Consider the following 12,040-nt stretch of genomic DNA (forward strand, 5'->3'; position numbering starts at 1 on the left):
AGTAAACTATCGACCTGTTCCTTAACTTTTGATTCGGGGGTACGTGCCATGATTCCTCCTGTGTTATACCAACCGGTGGCTTCCATAGCGCGTCATAAATCAACGCAGCGTTATACATCTTTGTTTTCAGAATATCCCAATCTTTATCCGCAAGAACGATAAAGACACGAAAACCGACAGAACGGTATAAGACCTGATCTGTCAGATAACGTCGCAAATAATACGTCACTTCTTTTGCTGTATTATCTTCATCTGTCCGTGATATCACCAACAAACTGCCTTGTGATAATAAATAGACTAGCGTATAAAACGGGACTGTGGTAATCACATTATCCACAAGCATGTAATATTTCCCAGCATATAAGCTGATGTAATGGACTATAGGGATATCAGTTCGTTTCCAGTAAGTATAAATCGGGTGTTTGCGTCTGAATTCTTTTACTGTTGGAATGAGCGGTCTGTGTCCGTACAAATTCACTGTACCACTGACAAACCATTTGTGTTTTCGATGATAAATCCAAATAGGCACACCTGCCGCACTAGCCATCCTTTGTGCAACATGACGTGCCTTTTCCTGTGTCGGATAGGCTTCTTTTAATGTGTGTTGCATAACGGTATACCTTTACATATGCCGATTTAAACAGGATATGCTCTGGAAATATTGATGTCTATTTACAATTTGCTTTTGTGTGACGGCGGAAAAGGTTTTAATGGTCATCTATTTTCCTTGTGTTTTCTTTTTGTTTCCTTTTTATTATTGTTCAATACGGTGTGTATGTAAAAAAACAGCTGTAAAAATACCATTAAATGGGTTCAAAATTCAGTTCTGTTACTATTTTTTTTAGCGCGGTATCAATGTGATCGTCATTCAAATAAGAATACAATATTCCTTTAAATCCACTTTGTCCGTTTTGATAATAGTCAGAATAAACTCCTGGTTTATTTATTGCGATGAAATAAAAATACCAACGTAAGCGACTATTTTTACGTTGATCATTTGGTGCATCTACCTGTTCTAAGTAACGATCATAAGTGTCAGATAAATTATTTTCATCAGAAGAAGCAACGGATTTTATTGTGTGAATATATAACCGTTTTAATTCTTGATAATGTTCTGGTTTCATTTTCATATATTAACTCTCTTTTTAATGTATTGTTTTTCCCATTCTTTCATTTTTATGGGAAAAATTTCGTTTTCTTTTGTCTTTTTGTTCTTCTCTGAACGCATTTAATTCCTGAATGATAAATTCCATCTGTCGGTGTGCTTCTATGCTGGCTTCGGCAATTCCGCCGCTTTGGTTTTCAATACCTGCTTCCTCTAAAATACGAATAAGGGCCTGATCGATTTGTTTCTCCGTCAGATACGTTAACAATGTACCAAGAAAGCCGCCAATATCCGTTGCTGGATTATAAAAATCATTGTATTTTGTGGGTTCATCATTAATAACTAATGAAAAGAAAAAATGGCGGGCGTGTTCTTTCACTTCATCGACACTTTTATCTTTCTTTGTCATCAATGCTATCTGAACACGACCATAACACTTTGCAATATCTTCATTTTTTATTTTTGCAAACTCTGATATACCTTTTAAATAAATACGTTTTAATTCATTGTAATGATGAATGCTGATTTTCAATTTCTTATTTTGTTTTTTCATGATGTTAATCTCCTGATTTTATTTTATAAATATCTATTGATTATAGACCCAATATTCATCTCCATTTGATAAAATAATCGATTTATAATCGTATTGTATAGCATTTATTAATTTTTCTTTGTCAATAAATTGTTCCAACCATGCTGCCTTTTTAATATTTCCATTTCGATAAGCGAGATACCCTAATTCATATAATTCTTCAATGCAATAATCATCAAAATAATCATCCCTAATCACTCTACGCTCTTCACACCATGCTTCACCCATGTCACACTCTGTGCGCAGTTCAATTAAAAGATAACATTCTTCTATTGCTTCTTTGGTGGGTAATGCCTCTTCATTGAGCATCCACCATGTCGCAATATCCGAATGTGATATATTGTCATTGGTATTCACCCTGATCTCCTTTTTTAATTGCCATATAAATTCATCAAGTGGTTGTTTTTCTAAAGAAGACACTTTTATGCCCGTTTGTATCACTTTCTTTATTTTTGCACAGATAGCCATAATAAAACTATCCACATCAGATGTACTGAATACGGTATTCGCCAGCACAGATTTTTCATTGTAATAACTTAATTCGGATATTAAACCTGTTTCATTACAAATAAAACAACCGTGTCCTTTACAAACAAGGCAACGCGGTCTTGATTCTTTATAATAATCAGACATAGTTTTCTCCTCTTAAAAAGATATCTCTATTTTCTCAAGTACGGCTTGTATGTCAAATGACGGACAAAAAAATAGCCCCATCATGATGGAGCTAAAAATGTCTGAATAGGAATGAATAATTCATCACCCAACTTTTGGACTACCACTCAAATTCGATTAAACCGGAAACTAAGAAAGCATCTTGATCAAACACGATAGAATAAAGGTCTGGCAACGTCTCTTTCACTCGTTGAAGATTATTGAGAAAACCATCAGATAAGTCAAGAGTATCTGCTATGTTCTCCATACACGCTAAATGTGCGTCTGTTGCCAGACAGATTTCGACTCCCTCCTTATGGATACGTACCACTATATCCCCTTCGTCGGGGGCATTCTGACTGTACTGTGTGAGTAATTCTATGTCTGACTGTGATAAGTGTGCGGTAGAGACAACAGCCGACGTTCTCGTTTCGAATTGAAGCTCTGACATAGGCATTATTCCTAGACGGTGGTTAATTGCGTGGTGATACTATTTCGAACGTTCTGAGCGGAATGCTCAGAAGTAACATTTTGTCCGAATACCCAAATATGATAATCGATCATATTTACGCGAAACGCATACCAGTGCTGCTCTGGCGCATTCTCAATTTCTTTTAGAGTCATTGCAACAATCTGACCGGAGGTGTCGCGCTGTACTTTCATTACATTGGTTATATAAACAATATTTGCCGTATTCACAACCTGACCAGCTGGCAAAGTAATAAATCTTGCCATCACTTTTTCTCCTGTTATCGCCTACGTTAATTATATTTGATAAAAAACATGTTGCCCGTAACATATGTAGGTATCTATAAATCGATCCCGTGTATAGACTTCCCAATCAAAATATAACCTGCATATCTCAGGGATCGCTTCATCATCTAAAAAATCGCTGTCGTACTGTATAATAAAATCGCTCTCTGATTCTAATGGTGCAAGTGTGGTAATATATGCGTCTTCAAATTTTTCTTTATCAACGATATAAAGAAGATTCGTACAGTATTCATAATAGGCGTCTTGGCTATCGCCACTTAACTCAGATAATACGTCTATATATTCCCAGTTCAGATGCCCCTCTTTTTTAAGTGCTTCTTTGGGAATATCTATCCAATCGGGAAAAAAGTAACTATCGTCTTCATCCAGTTCCCCGTAAAAAGTCTTAATGTTCTCTAAAAAATCGTCTTCATCCGTATAATCCAGTAGATCAAACCAGCGTCCGTGACTAGGATCTTGTGCGAAACGTTTTTTTGTCGTGACAAAAATAGCAGGTGTCATATTCAGACCTCGCAGATAAATAATATTTCTTTTCGATGAATACTATTCTCTTTTTGTATGCACCTATGTCAAATGAGTACGGAATATAACCCATAGAATTAATGAGATAGGTGCTGTTTTTATTTTATGAAAGGATGTTCTGTCAGAAGGGAGCAACTAATCAATTAAAGCGCGTATTGGTGTCCAGATTTCTTGCCCTAAACCTGCACCATAATCCATTAAACCCTCGTATTTTTGACTAAATTGCTCTGACATTTTCGGTTCCTGTTCATAGGTCTTAAAAATGAAATGATTCAGTAAAAATAGGGTTGCCGTAATACCAACTTGTTCTGGTGATAAATCTTTAAAAGATGAACCATTTTCTGACCATAACGAATAGCCACTATCAGGACAAATTAATATTGATTGATTAGAGAGTTCATAATATGAATAAGAATCCCCGTTATAATCCTCGGCGTATCTATCCATCCAGTTATAAAGATAGGTCTCTGCATTCATAAAATAATGACCAAAATGACGGGGTAAAAAAGCCAGCATTCTGTCATATCTGATTTCCTTTTTCGTGATGGGTTCTATACCTGAAAGCATAAGTCACTCCTCAATTAATTGAGTTATTAAAGATAAATAGGTGACAATCAAACGATTATTGTTTGACCTAATTCAGTCAGGTTATTTTCTCAAGTAGAGTGTGTATGTCAAATTAGGGGGCTAAAGAGATAGCCCATGCCATAATCAGCATGGGCTATCTCTTTAATTATGGTTGAAATTGAAAATATCCAGACGTTGTATTTATATAAACAAAATCAGGAGAAGTTGCATCATCATGTAAATGAGATTTAATCTTAAACGAAGAAAAGAATATATGAAAAATCACGCTTATTATTTCCCTATTTAGAGGAAGTAATGAGCGTGATTCATTTGTTGATGGAGGATACGCACAATGAAAATATCGTTTTCTCGGATCTTATAAAAAATCGTATGTTTGTGAAACTCAATGCGCATAACGTCAGGAACAACATCGTATTCCCTCCCAATATGCGGCATTCTGGCTAATGTATCGAAGAACTCTTCTAATGCCTCCGTATATTGGTCAGCCTGAGCTTCACCAAATTGCCGGAATGTATAGTCATAAATTCCGGCAAAATCTTCGGCTGCCTGTTTTGAGAGTCTATACATTGTGTTTACGCTTCCTCTGCTCCGCAATATCCCGTAAGGTTAATGCACTTTCACCACTTTCCAGACCCGCAATAACCGCCTTGCGTATCACTTCATCATGCGCTTCCTGTTGTTCAAGCAGACGCAATGCGGAACGCATCACTTCACTGGCGTTTCCATAGCGACCGCTTTCAATCATACGCTGAACAAATCCGTCGAGCTGATCGCCCATACTAATCGTTGTAATCTTTCTCATATCGCCTCCGTTGTATTAACTATTAATACAATTATCGCATGTTGTGGTCGTAAATCAAGCAATCTCAGTTATTGCGTTTAGAGAATATGCTGCAACTTCTGTATACCAGATTTTATTCTGCGCAATATCACGGGCTATCTTATTCCCCAAAATATGCCGCGTGTAAGACATCACCCATTGGTGTGCCTGGCTGAGTGGTGCGTGACCATGCTTTTGCTGCAGGAAAAATTTGTATCCATTTTGACAATGTTTCGCGGCCTTGTATCGTTCGGGGTTCTGGCAGGGAAATATCCACATAGGAGAGAATACCCTCCGCACCTGCAAATTGCTCCGGTTTTGCCTCTATGCCATCGGGGTTACCAAAAAAGGAGGATATTAGACGGCTAAAGGTGAATGATCCTTTTAGTTCGAGCACATCAAATCGTGCTTCGTAGAACTGCGCACGGTCAAATAAGCCGTTGAGTAAGATTTCTGTACCCTGACATTGGTAAAATTCAGCATCATAGAACTGACCCACGAACGTGGTTTTATTAAAGATACAATTTACGAATACCGTTTCATTGTATATGCCGTCCAATGTCGCGCCCGTAAAATCTTCATCAACAATCACATGGCGTGAGTAATCCTTATTTAAGCGCCGTTTGTCAGCCGCTTCCATCCGATAAACTTCCCGCGATGGGCGTACTTTTTTGGGGGGAATTTTATTATCCGATCCCGTCATACTGCTCGCGTCTGATAAACTCACGGGATATTGCGGACACATGGTCGCAATGGCCGATTGCCTTAACTGGTCAATGACTTCGGGTTTTGCGCCTTTGCGTTTAGCCTGCACAATTTTGCACCATATGGTGTCCAGCTCGCCGTTTTTGATGATTTCATCCAATAAGCTCATCGCCGCATAATACTGGGGAGCATCAGGATTGTGTTTAAAGTATCCTGTTAACAATGCGGCTCGCAGCAGGCGTGGTACAGTCATACCTACCTGTTTATCCAATTTCGGCCCCAGATAGTTTGTTGCTACGGTTGTCCGCTGGACGCCAAATAAACGCGCAATACCGACGGTATTCAGATCCAGTATTTTCATCCATGCCCGAATATCCGACACACGCGGACACGCAGGATTCTTCGGCCCCCAACGTAATAGTTCCCGTGTTTCCGCCAGATTACCCTGCATATAAAACCACACCGTTTCTTTTAGCTGCGCCTGCATAGCCTCTGTGGTTTCTTTTAAATAACTGTTCTCTACGAACCTTGCCCCTTGTGACATTAGTCCCCCTTTTAGACCCTTATGTCTTATCACTGTTCTGGAATTTTATGCCTCAACCATCCAAAATCCGGTTATTTCGTCGTCGGCCATTGTTGCGCAGCATGAAGAACGCGTAAAACCATCAATATATCCCGTTTAACACGGTATACTAGAATATAATGTGGCCTCACTACGATTTCCCGTGTTCCTTTTACCCTGCCGGGTTTATACATCTCAGGTTGCAAACAAGCTCGTTCTGCGGACGCTTCAAATTCATCATCAAGCGCAATCGCCGCCTGTGGATTATCCTGAGCGATATACTCCATAATCTGCTCCCTGTCAGCCAAAGCCATAGGTTTCCACTCAAGACGCATCATATCCTCTTACGTAGATTGTCTTTTAGGGACGCAAAATGACGTTTGGCGTCTTCATGTACTATCGCTGGGCGCGGATCGTCAAGAGATGTTTGTATCTGTGTTCTGAACCATTCATCATAGGCCGCCGCTTCATGCGCCCGTTTTAACGCCACGGCTCTATCTGGACGTGCATTCTTGCTCTGGTGTTCTGAACTGTAGTTGGACGCATCAACATTAAACTGTGCAATACCTACGTTTTTCAGGTAATTAACTAATGTTTCCAATTTTTTAAACAGCCGTACCTGACGACTGCGTTGAGCGGTTAACGAACACTCTGTCATGCCGTATTTCACTGTCACTACCCAGCCACCAAGCGTACTCACAACCTGAGCTTCACTAACCACACCCGCTTCAACTAAACGGTATAGCGTGGAATGATCTATAGTTTCTATTGCCATAAGTTACCTCTAGGAATCGCTGTGCAAGTTACAAAAAGAAGTATTGCAATTAATTGTAATTTGCACAACGAAAAATAAAAAAATTTTAGATAATTCTGACTAAGGCTTTTAGATACTCATTTCTTTAAAGCGCATAATACGCCTTCAACAACAAAAAGTACGGCGGTAAACTTCATTGTTTTAGGCCAATCGAACACAATATGCTCCACTACCGTATCACTTATTGTAATGCCTACGTGCTCATAATATTTTTTTACGGCAGTCGATGCGGCATCCTGCGCATCCATACTACCTCGGTGATAAATAACACTTTGCGCATCACGGCTGCGTAATTCGATACGCGCCAGTTGTGTCTCTGTTGCAGGCAGAAATTCGCCTTCTAGCACAAATACTTTAGGGAAAGTTCCTTCTTTAGATAAATCCAGTAAAACATATTCCGGTTTCATCTGTTCAGTCAGTTCTGACATATTCATCTTAAAATTTCCTCTTGTTTTGATTTACCTTTCGTATCATCAGGCGTAATTGATTTTTCCAAGAAATAGAAGTATGTCAATTGACAAGATTGTTATTTCAGTTTTGCATAAAAATCACGTGATAAATTAGAGTGTACTATTAAATTTTTGCTACCACTTTTTAGATAATTATTTAATAAAATCAATTTATTGCGTAGGTATTTTTAAGCGTTGCAGCATTTTTTTCTCGTTTTTAATCAAGATGTTAAATAGAAAAATTGCACACAATATGACACTTGCTAAAAACTAACAAAAGATCTCGCTAACAATAGAAATAAAAAGAATGGGAGAAAGCATAGAAGAGAATTTTTTAGGCTCGAAGATCTCGATAGATCTTTTTTGCAAAAAACAGTAAAAAATAGCACGATATTTAGAGAACTAAATAATACGTTTATTTATATATTTATTATTAATTAATAATATTATATACATACTTCTTTTTTCTTTCCTCATGCCATTTATATTGCGATTTTTTCTAATAAAAATAGCTGTATCTCTGACACAGAGAGAGATAATACATGACATAAGGTGCGCCGATACGTTTAGCAAACGTCTATACAAATTTTATTTCCTGCGCACACTTAAATAACAACAGGTTACAAACAACATCACATCAAAGTACAAAATAGTTGTATTATGTCTAATCAGTAACTGATTGATAAAGAAAGGAATAATTTATAATGATTGTTAATAATATGTATCAGCATGTTAAATAAATGTTTCGTTTGCTTCTGGCTCCCACAGAGCGGCTTGCTACTTGAAATGTACAGAAAGAATCATTCTATAAATAACGTACAGCGCATTTCTGTACACGGCGGGGATACAGATATGTCATATAGGCTGCTTGCTCTGTGACGCGCACACAGAGAATGAATAAAAAAAAATTATGTGTATTAGCATAACTTAATAATACGGTTGAATATTAATTCACTAAAAGTGACTTAATATTCATTTTGACGGTGTATGAAAAACATCTGATTCTCCTCGGTGAAATAACGGCACCTTACGTATGTGATCGCAAAAAAAGAAAAATAGCCCATTGACCCAGTGAAATGTTTTCGTTTTTGGAATTTATCTTTCTGAATAATGAGATCATTTTTCCTCATACAGATTGTTATAAAAACGAAATATGTGATTTCATACAGTATTCTTATTTTTGTTATTAGTATCGAGAAATTGACATAGGTTAATTAATAACCTATATTGATTGCATATCAGGCAATATAGCCACTTACAGAGAGAGGATTTATTATGTTGACGAATACCGTTAAGACGCAAAAGAAAAGCGCGGCAAACGCGACTATTGCAGCCGCTGCGATTGCGGATATGAAAAAAGTGAAAGAGACAGTAGCAAAACATGATCAGTACAAACTAAATGGTTTAGACGCGCGTAAAACGTTAATTAATGAAGTGTATCGCGTAGCAAAAGCAGATCATAAATTAAAAGCGGAAGTTTTTATTTTCTATGTAACTCAAATAGTTAAAAAAGGATCAGTGTTAGAAACTGTTTTACCCTTTTTCAAACAAGAAATTAAAGATATGTTTGATAGGGGCGAGCTGAAAGCAACTGCGATTGATAGTAATACAGACGAATGCGTCAATGCAGACGTGGTATTTAATAATTTAAGGCGTTTATTTAATGCGGCAAAAAGTCGCTATGATAACGCGAAAAATGGCGGGAAAGGGGCAGATACACGCGACGACGAAATCAAGGCTAAATCATTCCTCGCGGTAACAAAAATGTGTGATATAGCGGAGGGATTTACTATGTTGCCACAAGCACGACAATATAAGCTGATAAAATCGCTTTTCTTACAGCTTGATCCTACCAATCGTTTAGATTTGTTACTGGAACTGGACGCAATGAAAGAACAACCCATTCCAGAAATTGACGAGATAAAATAAAAATCAGTGATCTATATTATATGCCTCGTGCTATGCGGGGCTTTTTTATGTCTGCTATTCTGAACTTAAAAGGCAAAACACTATCATTATTTCTTAGATGATTTGATAAAACATTTATGATAGGACTTTTAAGAGGGATATTCTGGAAGCATCAAAATGTATACTTTTTGATAGATTAAAAATGTATCAGTTATTAACTGCCTCGCGCTATGCGGGGCTTTTTTGTGTCTAATTGACTGAATAGAAAAGGGAACTTTTCATTACGATATAGACAATAAAGCCTGTCACACTGCGCTTCACTGTCATTAGATAATTAAAATTATATTAATAATCAATAGGTTAATTTATGTTCTATCTGGTGAAAGAAGTACGTTTTAGCCGCCAGGGAAGTCCCCCTTATGGGAAATTCGGTGGCCATGACGCATGGCGGCCGGTGGGACAACCTTGCAAGATTCTCACCGTTTTTTAAAATATACCGATGCCCCTATGTCAAAAGAGACCCCTCCCCCCCTTATTTATAATAAAAAACCAACGTGTCCGAGGAGAATGTCGGCTACTATACTTGTTCCAGTAATAAGCGTATTAAGGAATAGAGATGAGACACTATACTGTTGAAACCATTCTGGCCGACATGGAAAAAGCATTATCCTCTGTACCAAAGATAACGTATTCCCCCCTTTCTCTCCCCATAGAAATGTATGAAGGAACACTGGGGCTTGAACTTTATTATTCGCTTGATAAGGTGAAACACCTAACAGATAACGACTGGGATAAACTTATTTTGGAAGCCCGTAAAAAGGATATTGTTGTTATAGGAAATAAAGATGACACGAGACAATGTATTCAGTTTTGTCGCGGCGAATTTCAAACCACAATGCAGGATATCTATTTTGAAGCATTAGACATGACGCCTTATGACGAGGGTGATCAAATGTTTCATGAGTGGTTAAAACTCAACATATCAGCAACTGATTTAGGAAAATTATTAGGCGTCAGTGTGTTCTATGCCTGTTGTGCACCTGGGGGTGCTCATGCGGGAGCAGAAATACCACAACATATCGTGGAGCAGGCAAAACAGGCTTATCTGATTATATCGTTTCGACACCATCTTCGGGTGATAAACGAGCGAGAATATGAACATAAGGTTCCTCATGATCAAATTCATGGCTGCTGTTCTGATGATTAGTGTGACGGTACGTTATTGTGCTACTTAAAAGAAGGATTCAGACATAAACTATCACCAATTTAAGTTGGTGATAGTTGTAACGACCTAGATAGAAATTACAATGCTATTTTTTAAAAAATAAGTTAAAATTAATAGGGTGATGAACGCCACATAATTTCAATTGAAGTTCATTTCCATAATTTTTGTTGATGGTTGGAATCAAATAAACACGGAATTAAAAATGGATACTAAAAAAGTAGAAGAATTAATGAAAGAAAGTGGATTTACTTTTAAGGATATGGAGTTATTAAAATCTATAAATAAAAAGAATGGAACTACATTGTTAGATGAAATGATCAGCTTAGAAGGTCGTTTTTATAGGTTGTTATTTGTTCTTCCTTTTTCTTTCTTAGTTTTAGCGTACTTTTTTTTAATGGCGGGTGAAGCAAATGTTATAGGGTTTTTTATTGCTTTATTTATTCTGCTTCCTCTTACGTTAGTAATGACAGCTTTTAAATTGTCCTATCGGTCGTTTGTGTTTATGAGAAAATACAAACGACTGTGATATATTATTTTTTACTATTTGCGGGGTCGTTATATGCGTCGTAGGTTGACTTTAACGTTACCCCATCTGCTAATATTTCGAATGAAAGTGCATATCCGCCCATAGTTTTATAACTTAAAACGTAATCTTCTTTTATATAATAAAATAATCTCCACGCTTCGGGTTTTAATACACTTCTAAATACACCGTATCCAGAAAGTGCGATGTCCACCCCTCCATAGACTAAATTGGCCGTCTTCTTATCTGAGCCTATAAATTCAAAAGCATGTTCGTAGCCTAATTTTAAATAGCCTTTATAATCCGCATCATTATTAAGTATTGATGTTAAGTTCTCTTCGAAATTACCTGCGCCATGAATTATCATTGCTGAGCCTGCAACATAACCAACTATTGTTTGACTTGTCATTGTAACAAGGGCAACACCAGTGATGAATTGTGCAGCTCCAGCAACTAAACCTACCCCCTTTAAAATATAAGTGTAGACATCATTTTCTTTTTTTATTTCAATAATTGCATACTTTTGAGCCATGTTATTTCTAAGCGTGTTTTCTTGCTCAGCAAGATATAATTTTTCTTGCTTTAAATCTTGTATTGCTTGTGATTTAGCGGATTCAGAAGATGATGCGCTTGATAATATTCCTAAATTATGATCAGTGAATTTTTTAACATCACTTTGAAATCTCAGTTTTACTGAGACATTTCCAAGAAATTTTGATAATGCCAGAGATGACTCCGTTACGCTTCTGGCAGCTAATGCGCCCATAGTGGAAAAGTAATCATCATTTCTATTTATATACAT

General features: G+C 37.2%; 18 protein-coding genes. 3 read left to right on the plus strand and 15 right to left on the minus strand.

Features of this window, described 5'->3' with window-relative positions; genetic code table 11:
* The 14 genes from AACS90_RS10790 to AACS90_RS10855 form a co-directional block, all read right to left on the minus strand.
* On the minus strand, positions 1–610 hold a 610-nt coding region (locus AACS90_RS10790), incomplete at its 3' end, for a hypothetical protein (RefSeq protein WP_153043677.1).
* 193 nt (positions 611–803) lie between these two features.
* Positions 804–1,130 (minus strand): hypothetical protein, encoded by a 327-nt coding sequence (locus tag AACS90_RS10795; protein ID WP_099122678.1) that lies wholly within the window; start codon positions 1,128–1,130, stop codon positions 804–806.
* A 15-nt stretch (positions 1,131–1,145) separates the two neighbouring features.
* Complete coding sequence (locus tag AACS90_RS10800) at positions 1,146–1,658, minus strand: hypothetical protein (RefSeq protein ID WP_099122679.1); 513 nt, start codon at positions 1,656–1,658, stop codon at positions 1,146–1,148.
* A gap of 33 nt (positions 1,659–1,691) precedes the next feature.
* Complete coding sequence (locus AACS90_RS10805; RefSeq protein ID WP_099122680.1) at positions 1,692–2,330, minus strand: hypothetical protein; 639 nt, start codon at positions 2,328–2,330, stop codon at positions 1,692–1,694.
* A gap of 139 nt (positions 2,331–2,469) precedes the next feature.
* Positions 2,470–2,799, minus strand: a complete 330-nt coding sequence (locus tag AACS90_RS10810; RefSeq protein ID WP_099122681.1) for a DUF5983 family protein — start codon at positions 2,797–2,799, stop codon at positions 2,470–2,472.
* Between the two features lie 11 nt (positions 2,800–2,810).
* Positions 2,811–3,083 (minus strand): hypothetical protein, encoded by a 273-nt coding sequence (locus tag AACS90_RS10815; RefSeq protein ID WP_099122682.1) that lies wholly within the window; start codon positions 3,081–3,083, stop codon positions 2,811–2,813.
* 30 nt (positions 3,084–3,113) lie between these two features.
* Positions 3,114–3,623 (minus strand): antirestriction protein ArdA, encoded by a 510-nt coding sequence (locus tag AACS90_RS10820; protein ID WP_099122683.1) that lies wholly within the window; start codon positions 3,621–3,623, stop codon positions 3,114–3,116.
* 156 nt (positions 3,624–3,779) lie between these two features.
* Positions 3,780–4,211 (minus strand): antirestriction protein, encoded by a 432-nt coding sequence (locus AACS90_RS10825; RefSeq protein ID WP_099122684.1) that lies wholly within the window; start codon positions 4,209–4,211, stop codon positions 3,780–3,782.
* 303 nt (positions 4,212–4,514) lie between these two features.
* Positions 4,515–4,799, minus strand: a complete 285-nt coding sequence (locus AACS90_RS10830; RefSeq protein WP_099122685.1) for a type II toxin-antitoxin system RelE/ParE family toxin — start codon at positions 4,797–4,799, stop codon at positions 4,515–4,517.
* Positions 4,792–5,034, minus strand: coding sequence for a type II toxin-antitoxin system ParD family antitoxin (locus AACS90_RS10835; protein ID WP_099122686.1), 243 nt, complete (start codon positions 5,032–5,034; stop codon positions 4,792–4,794). Before AACS90_RS10835 ends, AACS90_RS10830 begins: the two co-directional genes overlap by 8 nt.
* Before the next feature lie 139 nt (positions 5,035–5,173).
* Positions 5,174–6,301 carry a hypothetical protein gene (locus AACS90_RS10840; protein ID WP_099122687.1) on the minus strand — a complete coding sequence of 376 codons (1,128 nt, stop codon included), beginning with the start codon at positions 6,299–6,301 and terminating at the stop codon, positions 5,174–5,176.
* Positions 6,302–6,372: 71 nt separating this feature from the next.
* Positions 6,373–6,657 carry a type II toxin-antitoxin system RelE/ParE family toxin gene (locus AACS90_RS10845; RefSeq protein ID WP_256376542.1) on the minus strand — a complete coding sequence of 95 codons (285 nt, stop codon included), beginning with the start codon at positions 6,655–6,657 and terminating at the stop codon, positions 6,373–6,375.
* Entirely contained in the window at positions 6,654–7,094 is a 441-nt protein-coding gene (locus AACS90_RS10850; RefSeq protein ID WP_099122689.1) for an antitoxin PaaA2 family protein, read from the minus strand. The genes AACS90_RS10845 and AACS90_RS10850 overlap by 4 nt, the downstream gene beginning before the upstream one ends.
* 116 nt (positions 7,095–7,210) lie before the next feature.
* On the minus strand, positions 7,211–7,567 hold the full coding sequence (locus AACS90_RS10855) for a hypothetical protein (RefSeq protein ID WP_099122690.1): 357 nt from the start codon (positions 7,565–7,567) through the stop codon (positions 7,211–7,213).
* A 1,290-nt stretch (positions 7,568–8,857) separates the two neighbouring features.
* Here AACS90_RS10855 and AACS90_RS10860 point away from each other — a divergent pair.
* The 3 genes from AACS90_RS10860 (at position 8,858) to AACS90_RS10870 (ending at position 11,241) form a co-directional block, all read left to right on the plus strand.
* The gene (locus AACS90_RS10860) at positions 8,858–9,511 is read left to right on the plus strand and encodes a hypothetical protein (RefSeq protein WP_099122691.1); all 654 of its coding nucleotides are present in this window, start codon (positions 8,858–8,860) and stop codon (positions 9,509–9,511) included.
* Positions 9,512–10,106: 595 nt separating this feature from the next.
* On the plus strand, positions 10,107–10,697 hold the full coding sequence (locus tag AACS90_RS10865) for a hypothetical protein (RefSeq protein ID WP_099122692.1): 591 nt from the start codon (positions 10,107–10,109) through the stop codon (positions 10,695–10,697).
* A gap of 220 nt (positions 10,698–10,917) precedes the next feature.
* Positions 10,918–11,241: a hypothetical protein gene (locus tag AACS90_RS10870; protein WP_099122693.1), complete on the plus strand. Its 324-nt coding sequence runs from the start codon at positions 10,918–10,920 to the stop codon at positions 11,239–11,241.
* A gap of 4 nt (positions 11,242–11,245) precedes the next feature.
* Here the strand turns inward: AACS90_RS10870 and AACS90_RS10875 are convergent, their stop codons facing one another.
* On the minus strand, positions 11,246–12,040 hold the full coding sequence (locus AACS90_RS10875; protein ID WP_241538281.1) for a DUF4225 domain-containing protein: 795 nt from the start codon (positions 12,038–12,040) through the stop codon (positions 11,246–11,248).

The sequence above is a fragment of the Xenorhabdus sp. KK7.4 genome (assembly GCF_963876465.1).
GTDB lineage: Bacteria > Pseudomonadota > Gammaproteobacteria > Enterobacterales > Enterobacteriaceae > Xenorhabdus > Xenorhabdus stockiae.

Excerpts from the sequence above, each read along its gene's own strand:
- AACS90_RS10875 (WP_241538281.1), bottom strand. The coding sequence starts at position 12,040 with ATGTATATAAATAGAAATGATGATTACTTTTCCACTATGGGCGCATTA.
- AACS90_RS10815 (WP_099122682.1), bottom strand. The coding sequence starts at position 3,083 with ATGGCAAGATTTATTACTTTGCCAGCTGGTCAGGTTGTGAATACGGCA.
- AACS90_RS10825 (WP_099122684.1), bottom strand. The coding sequence starts at position 4,211 with ATGCTTTCAGGTATAGAACCCATCACGAAAAAGGAAATCAGATATGAC.
- AACS90_RS10810 (WP_099122681.1), bottom strand. The coding sequence starts at position 2,799 with ATGTCAGAGCTTCAATTCGAAACGAGAACGTCGGCTGTTGTCTCTACC.
- AACS90_RS10845 (WP_256376542.1), bottom strand. The coding sequence starts at position 6,657 with ATGATGCGTCTTGAGTGGAAACCTATGGCTTTGGCTGACAGGGAGCAG.
- AACS90_RS10820 (WP_099122683.1), bottom strand. The coding sequence starts at position 3,623 with ATGACACCTGCTATTTTTGTCACGACAAAAAAACGTTTCGCACAAGAT.
- AACS90_RS10800 (WP_099122679.1), bottom strand. The coding sequence starts at position 1,658 with ATGAAAAAACAAAATAAGAAATTGAAAATCAGCATTCATCATTACAAT.
- AACS90_RS10795 (WP_099122678.1), bottom strand. The coding sequence starts at position 1,130 with ATGAAAATGAAACCAGAACATTATCAAGAATTAAAACGGTTATATATT.
- AACS90_RS10860 (WP_099122691.1), top strand. The coding sequence starts at position 8,858 with ATGTTGACGAATACCGTTAAGACGCAAAAGAAAAGCGCGGCAAACGCG.
- AACS90_RS10850 (WP_099122689.1), bottom strand. The coding sequence starts at position 7,094 with ATGGCAATAGAAACTATAGATCATTCCACGCTATACCGTTTAGTTGAA.
- AACS90_RS10865 (WP_099122692.1), top strand. The coding sequence starts at position 10,107 with ATGAGACACTATACTGTTGAAACCATTCTGGCCGACATGGAAAAAGCA.
- AACS90_RS10840 (WP_099122687.1), bottom strand. The coding sequence starts at position 6,301 with ATGTCACAAGGGGCAAGGTTCGTAGAGAACAGTTATTTAAAAGAAACC.
- AACS90_RS10855 (WP_099122690.1), bottom strand. The coding sequence starts at position 7,567 with ATGAATATGTCAGAACTGACTGAACAGATGAAACCGGAATATGTTTTA.
- AACS90_RS10805 (WP_099122680.1), bottom strand. The coding sequence starts at position 2,330 with ATGTCTGATTATTATAAAGAATCAAGACCGCGTTGCCTTGTTTGTAAA.
- AACS90_RS10870 (WP_099122693.1), top strand. The coding sequence starts at position 10,918 with ATGGATACTAAAAAAGTAGAAGAATTAATGAAAGAAAGTGGATTTACT.
- AACS90_RS10830 (WP_099122685.1), bottom strand. The coding sequence starts at position 4,799 with ATGTATAGACTCTCAAAACAGGCAGCCGAAGATTTTGCCGGAATTTAT.
- AACS90_RS10835 (WP_099122686.1), bottom strand. The coding sequence starts at position 5,034 with ATGAGAAAGATTACAACGATTAGTATGGGCGATCAGCTCGACGGATTT.